This window comes from Thiomicrorhabdus xiamenensis, from assembly GCF_013282625.1.
In the GTDB taxonomy this organism is placed as follows: Bacteria; Pseudomonadota; Gammaproteobacteria; order Thiomicrospirales; family Thiomicrospiraceae; genus Thiomicrorhabdus; species Thiomicrorhabdus xiamenensis.
Genome location: NZ_CP054020.1, coordinates 2,222,217 through 2,243,932, shown reverse-complemented (window position 1 = coordinate 2,243,932; position 21,716 = coordinate 2,222,217). Strand labels below are relative to the sequence as shown.

The 21,716-nt window shown below is 49.3% G+C and carries 20 protein-coding genes and 1 tRNA gene; 12 read left to right on the top strand and 9 right to left on the bottom strand.

Going from position 1 to position 21,716, the window contains the following annotated elements; translation table 11 throughout:
- Positions 1-9 precede the first annotated feature (9 nt).
- Positions 10-543, bottom strand: coding sequence for a transglutaminase-like cysteine peptidase (locus HQN79_RS10360; RefSeq protein ID WP_173286253.1), 534 nt, complete (start codon positions 541-543; stop codon positions 10-12).
- 530 nt (positions 544-1,073) lie between these two features.
- Here HQN79_RS10360 and HQN79_RS10355 point away from each other — a divergent pair.
- From HQN79_RS10355 to HQN79_RS10345, 3 genes are all read left to right on the top strand, one after another.
- Complete coding sequence (locus HQN79_RS10355; protein ID WP_173286251.1) at positions 1,074-1,808, top strand: hypothetical protein; 735 nt, start codon at positions 1,074-1,076, stop codon at positions 1,806-1,808.
- A gap of 20 nt (positions 1,809-1,828) precedes the next feature.
- Entirely contained in the window at positions 1,829-2,350 is a 522-nt protein-coding gene (locus tag HQN79_RS10350; protein WP_173286249.1) for a tetratricopeptide repeat protein, read from the top strand.
- 191 nt (positions 2,351-2,541) lie between these two features.
- Positions 2,542-3,126, top strand: coding sequence for a hypothetical protein (locus HQN79_RS10345; protein ID WP_173286247.1), 585 nt, complete (start codon positions 2,542-2,544; stop codon positions 3,124-3,126).
- A gap of 62 nt (positions 3,127-3,188) precedes the next feature.
- Here the strand turns inward: HQN79_RS10345 and HQN79_RS10340 are convergent, their stop codons facing one another.
- From HQN79_RS10340 to HQN79_RS10325, 4 genes are all read right to left on the bottom strand, one after another.
- Entirely contained in the window at positions 3,189-5,864 is a 2,676-nt protein-coding gene (locus tag HQN79_RS10340; RefSeq protein WP_173286245.1) for a methyl-accepting chemotaxis protein, read from the bottom strand.
- Positions 5,865-6,031: 167 nt separating this feature from the next.
- Positions 6,032-6,385, bottom strand: coding sequence for a PilZ domain-containing protein (locus HQN79_RS10335; RefSeq protein ID WP_173286243.1), 354 nt, complete (start codon positions 6,383-6,385; stop codon positions 6,032-6,034).
- A 47-nt stretch (positions 6,386-6,432) separates the two neighbouring features.
- Positions 6,433-6,786 carry a PilZ domain-containing protein gene (locus tag HQN79_RS10330; protein WP_173286241.1) on the bottom strand — a complete coding sequence of 118 codons (354 nt, stop codon included), beginning with the start codon at positions 6,784-6,786 and terminating at the stop codon, positions 6,433-6,435.
- Positions 6,787-6,863: 77 nt separating this feature from the next.
- Positions 6,864-8,309 (bottom strand): protein adenylyltransferase SelO, encoded by a 1,446-nt coding sequence (locus tag HQN79_RS10325; protein WP_173286239.1) that lies wholly within the window; start codon positions 8,307-8,309, stop codon positions 6,864-6,866.
- A 168-nt stretch (positions 8,310-8,477) separates the two neighbouring features.
- Here HQN79_RS10325 and HQN79_RS10320 point away from each other — a divergent pair, with 168 nt between their 5' ends.
- From HQN79_RS10320 to HQN79_RS10305, 4 genes are all read left to right on the top strand, one after another.
- Positions 8,478-8,765 (top strand): heavy-metal-associated domain-containing protein, encoded by a 288-nt coding sequence (locus tag HQN79_RS10320; protein WP_173286237.1) that lies wholly within the window; start codon positions 8,478-8,480, stop codon positions 8,763-8,765.
- Between the two features lie 43 nt (positions 8,766-8,808).
- Complete coding sequence (gene parC, locus HQN79_RS10315) at positions 8,809-11,037, top strand: DNA topoisomerase IV subunit A (protein ID WP_173286235.1); 2,229 nt, start codon at positions 8,809-8,811, stop codon at positions 11,035-11,037.
- Positions 11,038-11,307: 270 nt separating this feature from the next.
- On the top strand, positions 11,308-12,150 hold the full coding sequence (locus tag HQN79_RS10310) for a motility-associated protein (protein WP_173286233.1): 843 nt from the start codon (positions 11,308-11,310) through the stop codon (positions 12,148-12,150).
- Between the two features lie 39 nt (positions 12,151-12,189).
- Entirely contained in the window at positions 12,190-12,942 is a 753-nt protein-coding gene (locus tag HQN79_RS10305; RefSeq protein ID WP_173286231.1) for an OmpA/MotB family protein, read from the top strand.
- 2 nt (positions 12,943-12,944) lie between these two features.
- Here the strand turns inward: HQN79_RS10305 and HQN79_RS10300 are convergent, their stop codons facing one another.
- The 4 genes from HQN79_RS10300 to hemA form a co-directional block, all read right to left on the bottom strand.
- On the bottom strand, positions 12,945-13,706 hold the full coding sequence (locus HQN79_RS10300) for a HesA/MoeB/ThiF family protein (RefSeq protein WP_173286230.1): 762 nt from the start codon (positions 13,704-13,706) through the stop codon (positions 12,945-12,947).
- Complete coding sequence (gene prmC, locus HQN79_RS10295) at positions 13,693-14,580, bottom strand: peptide chain release factor N(5)-glutamine methyltransferase (protein WP_173286228.1); 888 nt, start codon at positions 14,578-14,580, stop codon at positions 13,693-13,695. The genes HQN79_RS10300 and prmC overlap by 14 nt, the downstream gene beginning before the upstream one ends.
- Before the next feature lie 14 nt (positions 14,581-14,594).
- Positions 14,595-15,683 carry a peptide chain release factor 1 gene (gene prfA, locus HQN79_RS10290; RefSeq protein WP_173286226.1) on the bottom strand — a complete coding sequence of 363 codons (1,089 nt, stop codon included), beginning with the start codon at positions 15,681-15,683 and terminating at the stop codon, positions 14,595-14,597.
- Between the two features lie 73 nt (positions 15,684-15,756).
- Positions 15,757-17,034, bottom strand: coding sequence for a glutamyl-tRNA reductase (gene hemA / locus HQN79_RS10285; protein ID WP_173286224.1), 1,278 nt, complete (start codon positions 17,032-17,034; stop codon positions 15,757-15,759).
- A gap of 219 nt (positions 17,035-17,253) precedes the next feature.
- On the opposite strand from hemA, the gene HQN79_RS10280 reads away from it, so the two are divergent.
- The 5 genes from HQN79_RS10280 to pth all read left to right on the top strand — a co-directional run bounded on the left by HQN79_RS10280 (position 17,254) and on the right by pth (position 21,708).
- Positions 17,254-19,089: a tetratricopeptide repeat protein gene (locus HQN79_RS10280; protein ID WP_173286222.1), complete on the top strand. Its 1,836-nt coding sequence runs from the start codon at positions 17,254-17,256 to the stop codon at positions 19,087-19,089.
- Between the two features lie 111 nt (positions 19,090-19,200).
- Positions 19,201-19,275: transfer RNA gene (locus tag HQN79_RS10275), tRNA-Gln, on the top strand.
- A 56-nt stretch (positions 19,276-19,331) separates the two neighbouring features.
- A complete protein-coding gene (locus HQN79_RS10270) occupies positions 19,332-20,288 on the top strand; it encodes a ribose-phosphate pyrophosphokinase (protein WP_173286220.1) in 957 nt (318 codons plus the stop codon).
- 221 nt (positions 20,289-20,509) lie between these two features.
- Positions 20,510-21,097, top strand: a complete 588-nt coding sequence (locus HQN79_RS10265) for a 50S ribosomal protein L25/general stress protein Ctc (protein ID WP_173286218.1) — start codon at positions 20,510-20,512, stop codon at positions 21,095-21,097.
- 35 nt (positions 21,098-21,132) lie between these two features.
- Positions 21,133-21,708 (top strand): aminoacyl-tRNA hydrolase, encoded by a 576-nt coding sequence (pth, locus tag HQN79_RS10260; RefSeq protein ID WP_173286216.1) that lies wholly within the window; start codon positions 21,133-21,135, stop codon positions 21,706-21,708.
- Positions 21,709-21,716: the final 8 nt, after the last annotated feature.

The window sequence follows — 21,716 nt, the reverse complement described above, 5'->3', positions numbered from 1 at the left end:
TATGCCTGCTTACAGACTAGGCAAGCCATTTTTGATGTACACCTGAGGGGTGTTGTTAAACGCTGAATTCTGATGGACGGAGGCTTCTTTCAGGCGAAAGAAACGGTAGTTTTTGACGCTCCGTTTGTTCAAAACACTCTCCTGGTTTTCAAGATCCAAAAGCAACAGTTTTTTATCGGCTATAGCGACCACGGCTACATGGTTTGCACCGTTCTTTCTAAAGTTGACCAGCGTCGAATCGATACCGATCAGCTGCAATAGCGTTAATTTCAGGATTGCAAAGTCTTCGCAGTCTCCGCCTCGGTTTGCCAGGAATTCTTCCGGTTGCGCCCAGTAATCTCTTGAGCGATACAATTGGTGATCGTCAATGTACTTATAACGGTTGATGATCCGGTTTATCGTAATTGCTCTTGCGGTTTCGTCTTTTCCTTCTATTTCGTCAATAACCTGAGTCAGAAGTTTACTAAAAGTTTGGTTTTCTGCTTTCGAAGCGTGCGTGCTCAAAAGCATCATTACTAAAACGGATGCCAAGTGCTTTATCATTGCTGTCCCTGTAGTTTCAAAGCTTTACCTCTTTCCTGAGATAAAGCGGCGAACTCTTTAGTCCTGAGTTCTTATCCAAAAGGTTTAAAAGCCGGAGTTTATCCGGATGACTTCATTTTTTTCAGCGGCCTGTCCGTCAGCCTTTTTTCAAAAAAATCCGTGCTTGGATTCTGGCCTGCGTTTCTTGCAGGTTCAGCAACAGGCTTTAATTGCCTGAAATTACGGGCTTAAATTTGGCGCAATTTTTACGGGTAAATATGTATTAATTGGCCAGAATTTTCTTTGTTTTTCATGAGTTTATGTAGCTAGTCTGGAAAAATTATACTATGTAAATGATGTTTATGGTAAATAATGTTTACTTTATATTAGGGTTTTTATATGATGTCGATAACTTTTCCTTATTTGGTTCATAAAATAAACCTAGTGAAACTAGGATAGGGCTAGGTCAGGAAAGTTAGTAAGTGTTTGATATATGATCTTTTTTGCTTCTTATAAGAGGTGGCCGTTTGGCCTTTGTGAGGATGTCAGGGATGAAAAGAAATCATGAGCAAATTCTAAAAAGCATGGTTGCGAATCTGGAGCAGACTCGGGATGCTGTAGTCGCTCTGTCGGGTTTGCGAAAAGAGTTTTTCACCGACGCTTATTATCTTCAAGGTTCTCTACGAGCGAATAGCGGGTTTGTGTGGGGGATGGCCGGGGCGCTGATTGTGCTCTATTTATTTTCAGTACTGGCCAGTATCGCTTTCGAATGGAATAACGGACTGATTCTGCTCGTCGAGTTGCTGGTTTTCGTTATCGTATCGGCTTATGTTTTCGTCGAGCATTTCCGAGTGGTTAATCAGTGCCGTAAAGAACCCTACGTTCTAAAAGACGCTTTGGAACAAAAGCTGCTTCTGTCAAAAAAGCTACGTCCACATTACCGCAATCATGCCGGTTTACTGGATGAATGTGTCGTTTGCCACGAGTTTGAGCCGCTGGAGTATTTTGACTTCTTGCAGAGGGTCGCGCGTTATATCCAAGCGGCGAAAAAACAGATTGCGAAGGTGTCGGCGCAGACGGCTGGCAAAATTGCTGAGGTCTCGGCCAAGTTGTCGAAAAAAGCGACCTCTTTAAAAGTAAGCGCACTGCAAAAGCAAAAAATTGCTGAGATGAGACAGGGCGGATTTAAAAGTTTTCACGGAAAAATGCCGGAGTGCTCCGAGGCGCATAAAGCTTTGATCACTCGGCGCAGGTTGACACGTGTCATTAACTATTCTGCAGTTTAAAAACGCATAGGGTGAGAAATATGAAAGCTCCTTTGAAATTTTTCTGGCTATTTTGTTCAATGCTGGTGTCTTCATTGGTTTATGCCGATTTTGATAAAGGATTTGATGCCTATATGGCTGGTAATTACCAGCAAGCCGCGACTCAGTTTACGGCTTCGGCAAATCAGGGGGATGTCTATTCTCAGGTTGCGCTGGGAACGATGTATCTTGAAAACCGCGGCCTTGAAGTCGATCAGAAAAAGGCTTTGAACTGGTTTCAGAAAGCGGCTGATCAGGGATATCCGCGCGCTCAATTGTATGTAGGGTTGATGTATCTTGAAGGCGAAGGCGTCCAGCAGGACTTTTTTACGGCGATTAACTGGCTTAAAAAATCGGCATTGCAGGGAAATCCGGATGCGCAATACAAGTTGGGACTGTTGATCGAAAACGGTAAGGGCGCTCGCAAAGACAGACATGAAGCGAAGAAATGGTATGGCCTGTCCTGCGGTAATCAGAACCAGAAGGGCTGTGACAGTTTCGCACGACTGGTTGAAAAGAAATAGAGCATAATCGCGGTTTCCTGATTTAGGCGCTTTTGCTCTAAATAGCGCATACTTAAAGAAAACCGGTATAGTCTTTTGCGGCTATGCCGGTTTTTTTATTGATCTTGAAAGGTCTCTCCGCATGGTTGTTAATTGTGTTTTACGGCGTTTTTTCAGTTATGATGCACCGCCAAAAAGAGGTGCATAAAATTATGAAAGTGAGTCGATACGCCATCTTAAAAATAATCTCCAGCTTGTTTCTGGGACTGGTTGTGATTTTCGATGCTGCTGCGCAGGAGGGTGTCAGTAAGCAACTCGGCGATTACCATTTAACGCTTTATCCGGATATTCAGGGCGATGTTCTGGATTTGGAGGCGTTTACCAAACAATCCGATCAGGAAGTGTTCTTTGGGGTGACTTGCTCGGCAATGTCGCCTTTTCCGTCCATGCAGGTTTTGCTTTTCGAAGATGAGATCATCAGTGAGTTTCCGCGATTGATGAAGGCGTCTTATCAAATCGATGGTAGGCCGGGTGATGTTCCTCTTCAGGCCATTCTTAAAGCCGATTTAACCGCAGACCGTTTTGTTAATAGATTGCGTTTCGAGGTTGATTCGACAAAGGTGCAGAAACGGATGGATCTGATGAAGCAGGCTTATCATCGTTTGCTGGATGAGTTGGAGCAGGGGAAAACGGTTCAGTTGACGGTCGAGCATCGCCATACCGGTAAAAAAAGCTATCGCTTTTCTTTGCAAGGACTGAAAGCAGTTTTGCAGCCTTATCAAAGAGTCTGCCGTTAATTCTGAAACGGATGATTTGGATAATAAAAAAGCACCTTTAGGTGCTTTTTTTATGTCCGGTGTCAGAACTCGCTCCACTCATCGCTTTTTTCCGGTGCGGGTTGCGCCGAAGCCAGACGTTTCGGTGTTGTTGATGGTTGTGAAGGCACGGGAGCGATTGTGCCCGAGCCGGCAATTTTTTTGTCGAGTTCATCCAGAAGAGAAGTGATCTCGGTCGAAAGCGTCATCAGTTGTTCTTTGAGTTGTTGTGCCGTCGCTTCATCACCAATCTCCTTTGCATCCATAATTCGTCCTACCATTGCATGGAATTCACGGTGTGTTTCCTGCAATTTCTGCATTTCCTGCATATGTAGCAGGTTCTGTCCGTCTGAATAAATCCATTGGCCCAGTGCACAGACGTTATCCAGGCGAGCCTGCTCTTTATTGATGTCGCTTTGCATCCCGGCAAGGTAACTGTCAATGCGGATAATCCACGTGTTGTGCGCCATTTTGGCTTCGGCAAACTTGGCGCTTAAAGCCGAACGGATACCACTTTGCTGGTGTAGCTGGAAGCGCGAAATAAAGGTGGCCTGATTTTCGGCTTGCTCACTCATATTGTTTGCCGTGGCCGAAAGCTGTTCCACCAGCGCCGCGTTTTGTTGCGTTGTCTGATCCAGATGCGCCATCGCCTGGTTGACCTGTTCAATGCCTTTCGCCTGTTCAAAAGAAGTCTGCGATGCTTCCGAGATCAGGGTCTCAAGATTGTTGATTTTTTCGACCATATCGGCAAAAACGTTATTGGTGTTTTCCACCTGTTCGGTTCCGACTTTAATCTGTGTTGTGGCGGAGTTAATCAGGTTGGAAATATCCTTGGCGGCTTCTGCTGATTTCTGCGCCAGGCTGCGAACTTCGCCGGCAACCACTGCGAAACCTCGACCGTGCTCTCCGGCACGAGCGGCTTCGACCGCTGCATTGAGGGCCAGAAGGTTAGTCTGGAAAGCGATGCTATCGATCACCGAAGTTATTTCGCCGATTTTCTGACTCAAATCGCTGATGCCTTGCATGGCTTCAATGGTCTGTTTCATGACCGCGATGCCTTCTTGGGCGTTGCGCGCGGTTTCATGCGAAATTTCGTTTGCGGCCTGCATATTTTCTGCCGTGTGCTTGGTCGTAGAAGTGATCTCTTCCATGCTGGCGGCGGTCTGCTCAAGAGAGGCGGCCTGTTGCTGGGTACGCTCGGAAAGGTCTTCGCTGGCGGTGGCGACCTCTTTCGACATGGTACCGATCTCTTCGGCACCGCTTTTGACGTTGCCGAGCGTCAGTTCAAGGTTGTTCATCGAATTGTTGATCGCCAGTTTGATCGAGTTTAACTGGCCTGCAAAAGCGCCATCCATGCGATCGGTCAGATCGCCCTGACTCATTCTTGCCAGTACCTGGGTGACATTGTTCAGGGTTCCCGAGAATTTCTCCAGCAGTGTATTCACCGATCCGGAAAGCTCTCGTTCAAAGTCGTTCAGTTTGGAGACATCGATGCGATGTCCAAGTTCACCGAGTGCCGCTTCGTTGATGAGGCTTTCAATGCCGCGTTCGATTTCCAGCTGGTCGGTCATATTTTTCCATTCGGCAATCGTCCCGATTCGCTGGCCGTCATTGTCGTAGATTGGGTCAACGGTTAAATCAATAACCACCTCACCGATGTTGAAACGTGCATGATGGGTTCCGCTAAGGTTGTCCAGAATGCTCTGCTGATGCTGCGGATTGACATGAAAAATATCGATGCTCTGATACATCAGATTTTCGGTATCAAAGTTCGGTAGGGTTTTCTGCAGATCTTTTTCGGCGGCTTTGAGCATTTCCATCAGCGAGTCGTTGATGAAAATGATATTGCGGAAGCGGTCGGCAACCATGATGTTGGTGTTGGCCGACTTCAGTGCCTGTTCGATTCGTGTCGACTTCAGTAATGCTGCTCGGGCATGATCGAGATCCGAACCGAGTTTAACCTGCATTGACTGGATACGCCCCAAGATGTGCTGGACATGGTTTTTGCCGAAGCTATCGATCTTATTGTCGAATTTGCCGCTGGAGATGGATGTCAGAAGATTTTCTATTAGTGTCAGTTTCTGATTATGTTTAAACATGACAAAAATGATTGCGGCGACCATCGCCAAATCGAAGACTTCAAACAGCCACGTCGGGAGCCAGTCATGAATGGATGGGAACATGGATGAAACCGATGCGCTCAGCAATAACATGACGGCAAAGAAAATGACCTGTGATGCGGTATTGATATGGCGAAGCGGGTTTAAACGATGTTCCGCGTCGAGAATGATCCCGTTTTTAATCTGCATTCGGCCGGCGGCAATCTCTTTATATGCATGTGTTGCCTGACGTTTTTCTTCATCGCTGGCAGGCACTCTTAATGACATATAACCGGTAATTTTGCCGTTTTCAAATGTCGGCGTAGCATTGGCGTAAACCCAGTAGTGGTCGCCGTTTTTACAACGGTTTTTAACAACCTGCGACCACGGTTTTCCGGCTTGAATGGTTTGCCAGAAGTCTTTGAAAACTTCGGCCGGAACGTCCGGGTGACGCAGAATGTTGTGCGGCTGTCCCACCAGTTCTTTCCAGTTGTAACCACTGGCATCGATAAAGGCTTCGTTGGCGGCAATGATATTGCCCTGTAGATCGGTATGGGAGACGATTTTCGTATCAGGCGGAAGAATGTGCTCTTTTTGAGTGACAGGTCCATTGTCGCGCATGGGGAGTTACCTTGGTTAATACTTTTTTAGTTGAAAATCCATTATAAACTGTATGGATAAAGTTGCATTAGGAATCTTTGGGGTAAAGCTTGAGGGGCGTCAATTTCGTTTTCAGCTTTATGGGGTGATTTTGGATAGGTGATCGTGAGGCGGGGAAATGCTGACGGTCAGTAGCTGCGAACGTGACTCTTTTTCCCGAGCAGGGCAAGGCGCTGTTTGTATTCGATAAACTCCATAATATATTGCCGCTGGGTTGGTGTGATGCGGTCAAAATGCAGTTTAAGGTAGGAGCCGTCCGCGTTATTGTGACGATGGGTTACTTTGCCCAGGATTCGCAATGTTCGGAAGTATTCAGACGTCGGGATTTCAAACACCAGTTCCAGTTCGGTACCGACGCGCGCACCTCGCGGCGATTGGACGCCGGCGCTTTCAGTCGAGAGATCGGCCAGAATACCATTTGCCTGACCGTTTTTTCCGATCAGGGTAACTGAACGATCAGTTTTGACACTGATTGAATCCATAATCAATCCCTTAATTATCAGACCCAGATTCTACTGGTAAGCCCTTATTATGCACTAAAGCGGCTGTGGTAACTAAAAAAAGCGCTGAGCTCGTATTCATGAAAGCTGCTCAGATCGACGAATTGCAAGCCGATTAAATACTGTTCGCGGATTTTAGTGCAGCGAGTAATCTTTGCTTGCAGTTTCATATTGATAAAACCGTCTTCATTCGGTAGTTTTAAGCGAATTATTGCCGGAGTGCAGACGGGGAGCGTTGCATTGCTGATAAGCCCGATGCCGCACATTGAGATGTCGATCAGTTTGCATTCAAGTACGTGCTCATTACACTCCAGTGAGACGGGGAGGTTAATGGCGATGCGTGGCGAACAGCGCCTTTCGGAGCCGTGGGCATTCTTCAACATAAGACAGTCCGGTTTTATACGAGTTTAGGTACAGTTTAATTAGCAATAGCAAGCGAAAAGCTTGCCATTTTTTGTGTTTAGGATGAACAGCTTAAGGCGATCCCTTTCTGCTCTTTTCTCGGAGCCTGCAGAAAATGCGCATAGTTCTCGAGCAGATCGGCAGGAGGGGCGAAGGGGGTTTGCAGCCATGCCATCGCAGAAGACAGAAGATCGTAATCGCCTTTTTCGCAGGATTCGATAATTTCCTGGGCGATATGATTGCGTAAAACAAAAGATGCCGTCTGTTCGGCAATTTTCTGCCGTCTTTGCTCTCTGTCTATCTGGTCGGTTCGGCTTAAATAGGTTTGTCGCCACTCTCGCCAAGCTTTGCTGTCGCCGACGAAATCAAGCCATTGATGTTCCTGCTCGCTCTCCAGTTTTCCTAGATGATGGAAGAAGTGGTGGAAGTCGATGTCGCTTTGGTCCATTAAAATCAGGCTGTCGGCGATAAAGTATTTGTCTCCTTCCGCCAGATTCGGCAGACCGAATTTGCTTCCCATAGCATGTAGATAAGCCTGATTGTAGTGAATGACATAAGCATCCAAGCCCTGTTCGATCTGTTCGCTGCTAAGCAGCATGCTGAAAGCCTGGCCGAGTACCTGACAGTTCCACAAGCCGATGTTGGGTTGTTGGCTGTAAGCATAACGGCCTTCGGTATCCGAGTGGTTGCAGATGTGATGAATTTTGAAGTCGTCCAGAAAGGCGTAAGGTCCGAAGTCGAATGTCTCTCCGGCGACTGACATATTGTCGCTGTTCATGACGCCGTGGCAGAATCCGGCGGCCTGCCATTTGGCAATCAGTTGAGCCGTTCGGATGCAGATGGTGCGGAAAAGTTCGGCATAGCGTTTAGCGGGAGGCTCGTCAATAAGTTCCGGATACACGACTTCAACGACATAGTTAGCCATTTGTTCAAAATCACTGCGGTCGCCTCTTTGTGCCAGCCATTCGAAGTGTCCGAAACGAACATGGGTTTTGGCAACCCGGATGTAGCTAGCCCGATCTTCGATTTTTTCGCGACGCACCGGCTCCGGACTGTGGCAGAGACTCAGGCAGCGGGTTGTCGGAATATTCAGATGGTGCAGCGCTTCTCCGATCAGATATTCGCGGACGGCAGAACGTAATACGGCCCGACCGTCGCCACGGCGCGAATAAGGAGTGATTCCGGCGCCTTTCAGATGCAGATCCCAAGAACGGTTTTCGGAGTCGATCGCCTGACCCAGCAGCAGCCCTCGACCGTCTCCCAGATCCGGATTGTAATAGCCGAACTGATGCCCGGTGTATTTCTGCGCAAGCGGTTCCAGCCCGGGTGCCATTGCTTGCCCGGCGGTGAGCTGCAGGACTTGACTGTTTTCCAGACGGATTCCCAGCTGCTCCGCCAATGTTTGGTTGTAATGCACCAGTCGCGCATCGATAAGCGGTTCCGGATCGATGGGGCGATAGAAATGGCTTGGCAGTTCAAGATAGTGGTTGGTAAAACGGTTCACGGCGCTTCGCTTGATTTGTGGGTGGTGTACATAAAAGTTGAGTAACTTTAAGGGCTATTTTAACGGAGTCGCTATCGATTGACAGGGGGGATTTGTTTTATGAGAGCGTGTTCTTTAGAGAGTCTGTGCTAAGCTAGGAATCCCTTAGAGTTTAATGGGAGAAATTGGATGCGTTATCAGTTGGATGTCGAGAATATAAAGTGCGGTGGCTGTGCCGCTTCAATCAGTAACAAGCTTCAGGCGATAGAGGGCGTTTTGTCGGTTGAAGTGGCGATTGAAGAAGGGATTGTAACCCTTGAAACGGCTGAGGAGAATGATACTGTTCTACAGCAGGCCAGGGAGGCGCTGTTGAGTATGGGGTATCCGGAAAGCGGTACTGTCGAGGGGACCAAAGCATTGGGTGCAAAGGCAAAGTCGTTTGTTTCCTGCGCAGTTGGTAAAATGGCGCAGAAATAGTTTTTAGCGGAAATTAACTTTTTTGAATCCAAGGAGTTAGCGGGTGGATCAGACCACAATGAATTACGATGGAATCGAACAGCGCAGCGTTGCGGAATTTGCCGAACAGGCCTATCTGGATTATGCAATGTATGTCATTCTCGATCGCGCTTTACCGCATATTGGTGATGGCCTGAAACCGGTTCAGCGTCGCATTTTGTATGCAATGTCAGAGCTCGGCTTGAAAGCGACAGCAAAATTCAAGAAATCAGCCAGAACCGTCGGTGACGTGCTTGGTAAGTTCCACCCGCACGGCGACTCGGCCTGCTACGAAGCGATGGTTCTGATGGCACAGAACTTCTCCTATCGTTACCCTCTGGTCGATGGTCAGGGAAACTGGGGGTCGCTTGATGACCCGAAATCTTTTGCCGCTATGCGTTATACCGAGGCGCGTCTATCGAAATTCAGTCAGCTCCTGTTGCAAGAGATTGGCCAGGGTACGGTTGACTGGACGCCGAATTTCGACGGTACCATGGATGAGCCGCAAGTACTCCCAGCTCGTGTGCCGCATGTTCTGCTGAACGGAACCTCGGGGATTGCTGTCGGTATGGCGACCGACATCCCGCCGCACAACTTGCGTGAAATCGCCAACGCATGCGTTCATCTGCTGGATAACCCGAAAACCACTTCGCGTGAATTGATGGAGTTTCTTCCGGCTCCGGACTACCCGAATAAAGCGCAGATTATCAGTACCGAAGAAGAACTGGCGAAGTTGTATGAAACCGGTAACGGTTCCATTAAGCAACGTGCGGTCTACTCGGTGGAAGACGGTGTCAATGTGGTTATTGAGGCTTTGCCGTATCAGGTTTCCGGTGCCAAGGTGCTGGAGCAGATTGCCAGTCAGATGCGCGCCAAAAAATTGCCGATGGTGGTCGATCTGCGCGATGAATCCGATCACGAGAATCCGGTGCGTCTGGTGGTGGAAATGCGCTCCAAACGCGTGGATGTCGAGGCGGCGATGCTGCATCTGTTTGCGACTACCGACCTGGAAAAAAGCTACCGCGGAAACTTCAATGTGATCGGTCTTGACGGTCGGCCGCAGGTTAAGAATCTTGCATTGATATTGAATGAGTGGCTGGTGTATCGCAAAGAGACCGTTCGCCGTCGCTTGCAATACCGTCTGGATAAGGTTTTGGCACGTCTGCATATTCTTGAAGGGATGCTGATCGCCTTTTTGAATATCGATGAAGTGATCCAGATTATCCGTGAAGAGGAAAAGCCGAAGCCGGTCTTGATGGAACGTTTCGGTTTGACCGATATTCAGGCTGAAGCGGTTTTGGAATTGAAACTGCGCCACTTGGCTCGTCTGGAAGAGATGAAAATCAAAGCCGAACAGGAAGAGCTGGCTGCTGAGCGCGACAAGCTGGAGAAAATTCTCAATTCGGCTGCACGCTTGAAGACGCTGGTGAAAAAAGAATTGCTTGCGGATGCCGAGGAGTACGGCGATGAACGAAATTCTCCGGTCGTCGAAGCCAAAGGCGCTCAGGCAATGAGCGAGCAGGATCTGTTGCCGTCCGAAGCGGTTACGGTTGTACTGTCGGAAAATGGCTGGGTTCGAGCAGCCAAAGGGCATGATATTGACGGTGAAAGCTTAGGGTATAAATCCGGAGATGCCTTTAGAGGGCAGGCTGCCGGGCAGAGTCGTCAGATGGCGGTTTTTCTGGATTCTACCGGGCGCAGTTATTCTTTGGCCGCGCACAGCCTGCCTTCGGCGCGATCACACGGGGAGCCGTTGACCGGCCGTTTAAATCCGCCTGCTGACAGTCAGTTTACTCAGGTTCTGTTGGCGAATCCGAAAGACAAATTTATTCTGGCCAGCAGCGCTGGTTATGGTTTCATTACCGAGTTTGAAAACCTGTATTCGAAAAATAAATCCGGTAAGGGTGTGATTACCCTGCCGAAGGGTGCGGATGTTTTGACACCTGCGGCTGTGAAAGATAAAGCCTTTATTGCCGTTGTCACTTCTGAGCCGCGGATGCTGGTGTTCTCGCTGGAGGAATTACCTGAATTGGCAAAAGGAAAAGGCAACAAGCTGATTCAATTGCCGAAAGGCGAGAAAGTGAATGCGGTATTCGCGTTCAATGACGGGGAGAAGCTGAATCTCAAGACTGAAAAATATGAGAAACAGTTCGGGCCGACGGCGCTGCAGGAGGCGCTGGGCGCGCGGGCGAAACGCGGTATTGTCTTGCCGAGAACTTTGAAAAAGGTCCATTCCATCGAGGCAGCCGAGTAAAAGAGTTTTAATTTTCTGGGAAGTTGATAGCGAACAAGAGGAATCGGCCGTCTAGACAATAAGATGAAGCCCTTTGATATAGAGTGAATAGCTAATGGTATGACATTTGCTTAGGCTATTTCGGTAAGCTAAATCAGCAGCTAACCCTTTTGAAGAGTTTGTTTTAGATTTGCTTAATCATTGGATTTCGTAAATGAATCAGAATTTGTCGAGTCAGGTTTGAAGTACGTGCTTGATGGCGCGCCTCAGACAGGCTAGTAAGGTTATTTTATGTTCGCAAAACCTTTTGGAATTTTAGTTATCGCCTTGAGCTTTTTCGGCGGCTTTATCTTGATGGGCGGGAGTTTGTCAGCTTTATGGCACCCGTCCGAGCTGTTGGTTATTCTCGGTATTTCACTGGGTGCATTTCTTGCATCGACTCCGGTTTATGTCTGGGCGCGGACGCTGTTTTTTCTGGGACGTTATTTTTCCGGGGAAAGAGTTACCAAGCAGTTGTACCGCGAAACTTTGGGTTTGTTGGAAGATCTTGCCCGCCTGTCGCGTAGCTCGGGGGTGCTGGCCGTTGAAAAACATATTATGAACCCCGACGACAGTCCGATCTTTGCCGAATATCCGCGAGTGCTCAAGCATCCCGATCTGAAAAAATTCATTATTGATAATTTCAATTACCTGATGCTGAATCCGCCTGCGACGCAGAGTTTCGGTGCGCATATGGAGAATCAGATCTACTCGATTTCTCAGTCGATGATGGAAGTGCCGAAGGCGGCCGGGAAGGTCGCTGATTGGTTGCCCGGCTTCGGGATCGTCGCGGCGGTTATGGGGGTCATTCTGACCATGGAACTGCTTGGCGGTGATATGGACGTGGCCAAGATCGGTACGGCAATCGGTGCCGCGCTGGTCGGAACCCTGACGGGTGTCTTTTTCGCTTTTGCGGTTGTCGCGCCTTTTGTGCATGCGGTTGAAGTCATGATTCGTCAGGATCGTACGCTGTTTGAAATGGCGGCGGCTTTCCTGGAAGCCTATTCGAACGGTGTCTCGCCGAACCTGGCAATTGAGATCGGACGGCAAATTGTGCCGCCTGAATTCGCCATTCCGAGAGAAGAGGAAGAATAACGCCGATGCTTTGTGTAACCCCTTGCCGAGGATGTGAATATGTCGCGTCGCCGTGATCATGACGAAGGCGGGGCGCATGGTGGTTCCTGGAAAATCGCTCTGGCGGATCTGATGACCGTTCTGATGGTTTTCTTTCTGGTTCTGTGGCTGATTTCCGTTGTGGATCCGAAAGACCGTCAATCGTTTGTCAACAGCATGATGGGGGAGCCGCCGATCGGTGCTGAGGTCGACGATCAGAAACTGCTGCCGCCGCAGGAGTCATTGATTAATCTGGAAATGAAACCTCCGGTCTCAAGAGAGGAAGTGGAGAAGGCGCTGGATAATATCAATCCTAAAGATGTCGATATCGAGGATACGCCGGAATTCACCAAGATTACCCTGCGCTCGGACAGCTTTTTCGAGAGCGGGCGGGCGACGATCAGTGACAACACGCGTGAGGAGTTGGAGAAGCTGGGCGAAACGCTGGGATCACGTGAACAGGATATTACGATCACCGGTTTTACCGATAATATTCCGATCAGCAGTATCCTGTTTCCGTCCAACTGGGAGTTGTCTGCAGCGCGTGCTGCGACCGTGGCGCGAACCTTTATCTATATGGGGGTCGATCCTGCGCTGGTGACGATTGCCGGTAAAGGGGATAACGATCCGGTGGCCGGTAATGATACGGCCTACGGACGTTCACTGAACCGCCGCGTGGTAATTTATGTCGATAAGACCACGCCTAAGGAAGAGCCGACGGTCAATCCTTATCAGCCGCCGCAAGGCAACGCATTTAAAGCAGGGCGCCAGTAGCCTTATCGGGCGCAGTGCTTGCAGCCTGGATCTTTTTTCAGATTCAGGGTGCGGATCATCATGCTGTAGGCATCAATAATCATCAGTTTTCCGGTTAAGGTCGGCAGTTTCAGTAGCGCTTTGACCACTTCTATCGCCTGCATCGAACCAACCATTCCGACGACAGGGGATAGCACCCCGTTCTGACTACAGGTTAATTCCTGACCGTTATCTTCCGGATAGAGGCATTGATAGCAAGGAGAGTCTTCATTGCGGAAATCGTAGGTGCTCAGCTGTCCTTCCCAGCGGATGGCGGCACCGGAAATCAACGGTTTTTTCTCGGCATAACAGGCTCGATTGAGCGCGAAGCGCGATGCGAAATTGTCGGTACAGTCGAGAACTACATCCGCCTGGCGGACCAGTTCGTTTACCTCTTTTTCGTCCATGTGGCGGGCAATGGTTTCGATCTCGATATGTCGGTTCAGCTGAGCCAGATTGCTTTTTGCCGATGCGACCTTGGCCTGCCCGATATTGGCTTCCCTGTGTACGATCTGACGTTGTAAGTTTGAGTCGTCGACTTCGTCGAAATCGACAAGCGTCAGTTTGCCGATTCCGGCTGCCGCCAGATACAGCGAGGCCGGTGAACCGAGCCCGCCCAGTCCGAAGATAACCGCGTGCGATTGCGCCAGAGTCAGTTGGCCGGCATAGTCGATCTCCGGCATAAGAATCTGTCGACTGTAGCGGGAGAGTTCCTGATCGTTGAGTTCCGTTTTATTCGTGTTCATCGCTTACCTCTTTCTTGCGTTCGGTTTTTTGTCCGAAGGTAATCCGTTGATTGCCGCCGTAATCGCAGCGAGTTTGTATCTGCTGATAGCCGTTTTGTGCGAGGATTTGCTGTACCGCCTGTGCCTGATTGTAACCGTGTTCCAGGATAAGCCAGCCGTTATCCAGAAGATGCGCCCATGCCTGTTCGGCTATCAGGCGGATGTCGTCCAGTCCATCATGACCCGATGTCAGCGCGCTGAGGGGTTCGAAGCGAACATCTCCCTGCTGCAAATGCGGATCCTGTTCTTCTATGTAGGGCGGATTGCTGGCGATCAGGTGGAAACGCTGCTCTGTTGTCAGTGGCTGGCACCAGCTTCCCTGTATAAAGGTGACCGGTAAATCGAGGCGTTTGGCGTTTTCTTTGGCGATCCCGAGGGCTGCCGCCGAGAAGTCGACGGCGGTGATATCGGCCTGTGGTAGTTCGCTTTTCAAGGCAAGGGCGATGGCTCCGGTTCCGGTGCCGAGATCCAGAATGAGGGCTTGCGGTGTTGCTGACAGCAGTTCTAACGCCGTTTCGATCAGTGTTTCGGTGTCCGGGCGAGGGATCAGCGTATCGGCGGATACCTTGAGTTCCAAGCCCCAGAACTCTCTGCTTCCGATAATGTGGGCGATTGGCTGTCCAGAGAGGCGCTGCTTGCACAAGGCCTGAAACTGTTCGGCTTCTTCAGCGGAAAGCAATTTTTCCGGCCAGGTATAAAAGTAGCTGCGACGGCATCCAAGCAAGTGGCCCAAAAGAATTTCTGCTTCCAGCTTCGGGCTGTCGATAAAGCTGCAGGCAGAGAGTTTTTCGCTCGCTTCAAGCAGAGCCCGTTGAATGGTGTAATCGGAGGGCATCAATATACCTGCAATCAGGTGTCAGAGTTCAGGCTTGCCAGCAGTTCCGCCTGGTGCTCCTGAATCAGTGGGTCGATAACATGGTTAAGGGCACCGTTCATTACTTCATCCAGCTTGTACAGCGTCAGGTTGATACGGTGGTCGGTGACTCGTCCCTGTGGGTAGTTATAGGTTCGAATACGGTCTGAACGATCGCCGGTTCCGACCAGACTTTTGCGCTCCTGGGCGATTTCTGCATCGTGTGCCTGTTGTTTCGCATCCATAATGCGGGCGGCCAGAAGCGACATGGCGCGGGCGCGGTTTTTATGCTGCGAGCGTTCGTCCTGACATTCGACCACGGTTCCGGTCGGAAGGTGGGTGATGCGGATGGCTGAATCGGTTTTGTTGACGTGCTGTCCACCGGCACCGGAAGCGCGGAAAGTATCAACTTTAAGATCAGCAGGATTAAGCTCGACCTGTTCGACTTCAGGGGCTTCGGCCATAATAACCACGGTCGCAGCGGAGGTGTGTACGCGGCCCTGGGTTTCGGTCGCCGGAACACGCTGTACGCGGTGCGCGCCGGATTCGAATTTCAGACGTGAATAGGCGCCGCCGCCGATGATGCGGGCGATGATCTCTTTGTAGCCACCGTGTTCACCTTCGTTGGAGTTGATGACCTCTACCTGCCATTTCATGGATTCGGCATAGCGAGAGTACATCTTGAAAAGATCGCCGGCGAAAATTGCCGCTTCGTCGCCACCGGTACCGGCGCGAATTTCCAAAAAGATATTGGAGTCGTCGCGCGGATCTTTCGGAAGCAGCATTTTTTGCAGCTCCAGCTCCAGCTGTTCCAACTGATTTTTCAGATCTGGCAGTTCTTCCTTGGCCATCTCTTCCAGATCGGCGTCGCCGGACTGAAGCATTTCTTTGGCTTCTTCAATGTCGCCTTCGGTTGCATTGTAAGCGGTGAAGGTTTTCACGACCGGAGTGAGTTGCGCATGTTCGCGAGTCAGTGCGGTGAACTTTTTCTGGTCGCTGATGATCTCCGGATCGGAAATCAGGTGGTTCAGTTCTTCAAGGCGTTCAACCAGGTTTTCCAGTTTTTGACGAATCGACTCTTTCACGGTAGTAATCTCTTAAATATTCAGTTGCGCCTTGCGCAGCAAGACTTGGCAGCGCAGTTCCGGTTACGGCAGGCTAGTGTTTGTCGTTTTGGAGGTCAGGACAGATCAGCAGTTGTTGGGCCGAATCAATCAAGGTTTGATTGTCCTCGATTCCGGCCTGGTTCAGTTGCGATGTCGGTGTGTGCAGCAGACGGTTGGTTAGCTGATTGGCCAGCAGTTTGATGACGGTTTTCGGGTCGCCGCCTTCTTCAATCTGATGCAGAGCATGTTCAAGCGCGTGCTGTTTGATCTGTTCCGCCTGTCGGCGGTAGTCGCGAATAATCGGCTTGACGCGTGCAATGGCGTCTTGCTGCGCCATAAAGTTTTCCGCCTGCAGGTCAATGATCTCTTCGGCTTGCACCGCTGCACTCTGGCGCGATTGCTTGTTGCTCTCGATAATTTCCTGAAGGTCGTCCACTGTGTATAGATAGACGTTATCCAGTTCGCCGGTACTGGCTTCGATGTCGCGAGGAACGGCAATATCTATCATGAACATTGGACGGTTCTTGCGTTTTTTCAGCGCCTGTTTGACCTGATCACGTTTAAGGATAGCGTGCGGACTGCCGGTCGAACCGATCACGATATCTGCCTCATGCAGATGATCGTCCAGTTCGTCCAGTTGGATTCCGTAACCGGCAACGCTTTCGGCGAGGCTGTGCGCGCGTTCCAGCGTTCGGTTGGCAATAATCAGTTTGCCGATATTCGCTTCTTTCAGGTGGCGTGCAACCAGTTCGATGGTTTCGCCGGCACCCAGCAGCACGGCCGTCTGTTCACTCAGGTCGCCGAAAAACTGCTTGGAAAGCGAGACGGCGGAGAAAGCGACGGAAACCGGACTGGTTCCGATTGCCGTATCGGTACGTACCTGTTTGACGGTTTTGAAAATATGCTGGAAGAGCGTATCCATCGACTGATGAATGCTGTCATTTTTATGCGCCAGATTATAGGCGTCTTTAAGTTGTCCGAAGATTTGCGGCTCACCGAGGACCAATGAATTCAGGCCGGACGCGACACGCATGATGTGTTTAACGGCGTCGATATTCTGATATTGGTACAGGAATGGATTGATGCTTTTGGATTCCAGTTCGAAGAAGTGATGCAGCCACTCTTTGATCCGGTCAGCGTCGGTGTCTTTCTTAGGTGTGCAGTAGATTTCGGTTCGGTTGCAGGTCGATAAAATGATACACTCGCCCACCAACGAATTGGATTTAAGTTCATGCAGAGCGCTTTTCGCTTGCTCAGGGGTAAACGAAACTGTTTCACGGATATCGACAGGAGCCGTTTCGTGATTGACACCGAGTGTAATAAGCTTCATATTAACTGTTTACCATTGATCAAAACGCATGAACATGCAACTAAAGAGGCGTAATTCTGCTAAATTATCCCCTCAATTGCAAGTTTTTATAAGAAGGCCCTGTACGGGGTCGAATAGTCAAAGATTTATAAAATTACTTAATTATGACAGCCGTTTAGACCTTTGTGGCTGTCATTTCATGTAACGGGTCGACTACTTTATCCGGAATCAAAAAATACTATGAAGTTTTGTGTGCCAGCTCTGCCGACATTCAGGTTGAAACCTTTCGCTTTGGGACGCTTACCGGGCGCCTTAATGCTTTGTGCCGGTATTATGGGGTTGCAGGGCTGTGCCTCCAGCAGTCAATTTATTCAGGCGGCACCGTCGGTTCCGATGGATGAAGTGAGTAAAGAGAAAGCGATGGACGAAATCCTGAAAGAGGATGAAGTCAAACACAATGTCATTGCCGACCATCTTCTGACGGCGGAGCAGATGTTTTTGCTTTTGCGGGCGGAGATGCAGCTTAAACGCGGATTGGGTCAAGACGCTTTCGATACCTATTATCAGCTCGCGGATGAAACGCGTGAAGCCGAACTGGCTCGTCGCGCCTTTGCAGTCGCTATGGCAACCTATCAACCGGAAAATATTGCTCAAGCGGCTTCTTTATGGCGTTCGATCGAGCCGGAAGAACCGGTGGTCTGGCGGGCCAGTTTCGTGTTAAGCCTGCGTAGCGGCGATGTCGACAGTGCGCTGCAGCAGTGGCAGACCTATGCGGATCTGTCAGCGGATCCTTTAGATAAGGATATTCTGACGGCAGCTCAAAGGCTGGGCTCCGCTATGATCGGCAATGTGGATGCGTCGACCGAATTTATGCAGCGGATTGCCGAACGTTACCCTGATCAATGGTCGAGTCAACTGGGGCTCGGAACGGTTTTGATGGCAAGGCAGGAGTTTCCCAGAGCCTTGGAGGCTTTTCAGAAGGCGTTGACTTTTGATGGCTTGGAGCAGAAAGACAGTATCTATGACTTGATTGCCAAACTCTACCTGCAGATGAAGAAGTATCAGGAAGGGGTGGCTCAGTTCAGCCAGTATGTCGACAAGGATCCGGAAAGCATCTCTCTGCAGGAAAAGCTGGCGCGTCTGGAAGTTCAGGCGGGTATGGTGCAGCAGGCCGAACAACGCTATCAATCGATTATCGATAAAAATCCTCAACAGCACTCGGCGCGCTTTGCATTGGCTTTGTTGAAATTGGAAAACAATCAGAACCAGCAGGCGAAAGAATTGCTGGAAATCTTATTGCAGGTGCCGGCCTATCAGGATATCGCTACCTATTATATGGGGTATGTACTGCAGAATATGCAGCAGCTCGATGAGGCGCTTGAATATTTTCAGAAAGTTTATTCTCCGGCGTATCTGACCGATTCGTTATTGCATCAGGCGGAAATCTATTTCACTCAGGGCGATCTCGCCAAAGCGTTCGAAGCGTTGGACAGTGTTGATACCAGTAATGTTGCCAGTCTGAAAAAGGTGCTTTTGGCCAAAGCCATTTTCTATCGCTATGAGAAACAGTACTCGCAGGCGGTCGATGTCTTGCAGGAGTTACTGGAAGTCGAACCGGATAATCAGCGTGCGCTGCTGGAACAGGGTAATTTGTATTTTCAGCTTGAGCGTTACGACAGCTATGTTGCCAATATGCAGCGTCTGTTGGAACTGGATGCCGACAATGTCGATGCTCTTAACGGCTTGGGATATTATTATGCAGAGAATCATATCCAGCTGGACGAAGCGAAGAAGCTGATTGCCCGAGCGCTGGAACTTGATCCGGATAATTACTTCATTCTCGACAGTATGGGCTGGGTTCACTATCAGCTTAAAGAGTACGCTAAGGCGGTGGAATTTCTGCGCAAAGCGTTTGCCGTTAATGAAGATGAGGTGGTGATGGAACACCTGATTCGCGCTTATTGGATGGCTGGCATGCGCAGTGATGCAGAGGCCCTTTGGCAGCGTTACCGCGAAGAGCAACAGTTAAATCAAGAGTTTACAACTTTACAGGAGTGGATCGAGAAGGTGGAATAATGATAAGTTGCTCTGATGGGGTTAAAAAAATAACGATTTTTTCGAAAAAAGTGTTGAACTTCTAAAAAATCGTTGTATCATACGCACCTGTCTTCAACGACACAGATATACAGGGATATGGCCAAGTGGTAAGGCATCTGGTTTTGATCCAGTGTACCGCAGGTTCGAATCCTGCTATCCCTGCCATTATCTACCTTCCGAATTCCCCAAATCATTTTTTCCTCTGAACAGGAGTGCCTTAAATGGCTACAAAAAATGTCATGATTTTTGCGGGAAACGCAAATGTCAGTCTAGCAGAAAAGATCTCTCAGTATTTAGATATCCCCCTCGGCAAAGCAGACGTTGGTCGTTTCAGTGACGGCGAAATCATGGTTGAAATCAAAGAATCTGTTCGTGGACAAGATGTGTATGTTTTACAGCCGACTTGTACTCCGGAACCAGCCGTCAATCTGATGGAAATGCTGGTGATGATCGATGCGCTAAAACGTGCGTCAGCCGGTCGTATTACCGCTGTGATTCCTTATTACGGGTTTGCCCGTCAGGATCGTCGTCCTCACTCGGCGCGTGTTCCGATTACCGCTCGTCTTGCTGCTGATATGATTACTATTGCCGGTGCTAACCGTGTAGTAACGGTTGATCTTCACGCCGACCAGATTCAAGGCTTCTTCGACATTCCGGTTGATAATATCTACGGATCGCCTCTTCTGGTCGAAGATATGCATAAGAATCAGGATCTGGAAAATGTCACGATTGTTTCGCCGGATATGGGTGGGGTAGTGCGTGCGCGTGCCGTTGCGAAAGCGATTGATGCCGATATGGCGATCATCGATAAACGACGTCCTAAAGCGAATGTCGCCCAGGTTATGAATATCATTGGTGATATCGAAGGTCGCGACTGTATCATTATCGACGATATGGTCGATACCGCCGGTACGCTGTGTAAAGCAGCGCAAGCACTTATGGATCGCGGTGCTAAGAGTGTGTCCGCTTATGTTGTGCATGCGGTACTGTCTGGTCCGGCTGTAGACAATGTTAAAGGTTCTGTATTGAAAGAGTTGGTAGTAACCGATTCTATCCCTGAAAGCGAAGCTGCACTGCATTGCGAGAAGATTCGTCGAGTGTCTGTCGCCGAACTTCTGGGTGAAACGATTCGCCGCATTAACCAGGAAGAGTCGGTGACTGCTTTGATGTCGCACTGATCGTATCCGCATCCCGTGAAAAGCGCCTTAATAGGCGCTTTTTTGTTTTTCGGCAATCGCAAAATAAATTATTTGCCTGGAAATGCGGCAAGGTGTTGAAAAATCTGTGGAAATTTCTGCCGTTTTTAGTATAATCCGCGCTTTGCTTGTGTTTGGTCGCGAACATGAGTTTTGTTAATTGATCCGATCTTTATGATCTTGATCCTATTGGAGAAAAAACAATGAGCCAAAATTGGACTGCAGAAATTCGCTCTGAAGAAGGGAAAGGTGCGAGCCGCCGCCTTCGTAAAGCTGGTAAGGTTCCAGCGATCATCTACGGTGGTGACAAGGCAGCAACTTCAATTGCTTTCGACGCTAACTTCATTGCACACGTTTTTGAAAACGTAGACCTGTTCAACACAGTTGTTACTGTTGATGTTCAAGGTGGTGATGCAGAGCAGGTTGTCGTAAAAGACATCCAGCGTCATCCTGCTACTAACGATGTTGCGCACATGGACCTTCAGCGTGCGTCTGATAACAAGATGATCACTAAGAAAGTTCCGCTTAACTTCAACGGTAAAGCAGCTGCTCCTGGTGTGAAAATGGGTGGCCTTATGTCTTTCCTACAGCCTACTGTTGAAGTACGTTGTTTGGCGAAAGACCTTCCAGCGTCAATCGAAGTTGACGTTTCTAAAATGGAAGCCGGTACCAGCATGCGTCTATCTGAGTTGAACATGCCTGAAGGTGTTATCCTGACTGCATTGACTCACGGCAACACTGACTACGACCAAGCAGTTGTAAACATCGGTAAGCCTAAGCGTAAAGGTTAATTAACCCTTAACCTTTAGATCGAGAGCCAGCGCTTATGTCACAGATTAAATTAATTGTCGGTTTGGGTAATCCGGGCGACAAATATGATTTAACCCGACATAACGCTGGTTTTTGGTTTGTGGACGAAGTAGCACGTCAGTACGGTGTGGTATTTCGTCCAGAGACCAAATTTCTTGGTGAAGCGGCGCGAGTCCAGTCCAACGGTTTGGATTTCTGGCTTCTAAAGCCCGCTACGTTTATGAATCGCAGCGGCCAGTCGATTTCGGCTCTGGCCAAATTCTATAAGATTCCGGTCGAATCGATTCTGGTTGTGCATGATGAACTGGACCTGCCGCCAGGTACGGCGAAGTTGAAGAAAGCCGGCGGTCACGGCGGGCATAACGGTCTGCGCGATACGATTGCTGCAATGGGCAAGGAGTTCCTTCGACTACGCCTGGGAATCGGTCATCCGGGTCATCGTGACCAGGTTGTCGATTATGTTCTTAAGGCACCTTCCAAAAGCGATCGACAGCTGATTGATGACGCCAGTTATGCAGCCTCGAAAGTTGTGCCTGAGCTGGTAAATGGTCAGCTTGAAAAAGCGATGATGACGCTGCACACCAAATCCTAATCTACTTT